Source organism: Staphylococcus intermedius NCTC 11048, assembly GCF_002902385.1.
Classification (GTDB): domain Bacteria; phylum Bacillota; class Bacilli; order Staphylococcales; family Staphylococcaceae; genus Staphylococcus; species Staphylococcus intermedius.
This window is the reverse complement of the sequence record NZ_PPQH01000074.1, coordinates 1-1,039: the sequence shown is the minus strand read 5'-3', so window position 1 is coordinate 1,039 and position 1,039 is coordinate 1. Positions and strand designations below refer to the sequence as shown.

Here is a 1,039-nt window from a genome sequence, read left to right as displayed (position 1 = left end):
CACTAATTGATTCACTCTCACTTAGTGATTCAGACTTACTAATCGATTCACTTTCGCTTAATGACTCTGATGCACTAATTGATTCACTTTCACTTAGTGATTCGGATGTACTTAGCGACTCGGACTCACTATCTGATAGATCAGGTAAATTTATCCCACCATACCCCTGTATAGAAGCATGAACTTTATTATTACCTGGGTCCCCTTGGTATCTTTGGAAACCAAACCCTGCTGATTTAACCGTAAACAACATATCAGTACCATTTAAATTTTTGAAATCCTCTAAAGTCCCATTAAAAGTAGTAGTAAATTTGAATGTAACTTCAGTACCTTGAGAGAGTTTATCTTCACTTCTCCATTGAGGGTCAGTAATTCCGTCTTTCCCATTGAAACTTCCATAAGAAATTTTATCGTTATTCCCTAGTAATATAAAAGGTGTAGAAGTTTCAGAAATTGTTGCTTCTCCAAGGTTACCATTATTCTCTGTTGAAGTTGTTATAAACAAATACTCAGGAGAAGAATTATTTACCATTTTTACATTTAAATTCCATTCAACTATATTTAAATTAGGATTATATTCTCCTGTTAATTTTAAAATTTTATTTCTTCCATCTGAAGCATCTCTATTTATATTAGTCGTAAAATTAATAGATTCATTTCCAATTTCTCTTTTAGCCCTAGAGTGTACAATTCTTTCGTTATAAAAAGAATTACTGTTCGGTGAACTTGAATTATTACCTAAGTACTTTAATAACCATGAAAATTCATCAGAATTTAAACTTCCATAATCTATATTTTCGAGACCTTTAGCTTGTATCATTTCTTTCATTTTTATATCAGTATTACCAAAGTTTTTATCTCTTACGGGTGTTGTATCTTCTTTTACCTCATTTTTATCTTCTATGGGTGTTGTATCTTCTTTTACCTCATTTTTATCTTCTATGGGTGTTGTATCTTCTTTTACCTCATTTTTATCTTCTACGGGTGTTGTATCTTCTTTTACCTCATTTTTATCTTCTACGGGTGTTGTATCTTCTTT

At 31.3% G+C, this 1,039-nt stretch carries 1 protein-coding gene; it reads right to left on the bottom strand.

Annotation, left to right across the window (positions count from 1 at the left end; genetic code table 11):
- Positions 1-1,039, bottom strand: a 1,039-nt coding sequence (locus CD138_RS14335; protein WP_219727724.1) for a hypothetical protein, incomplete at both ends; no start/stop codon positions are given.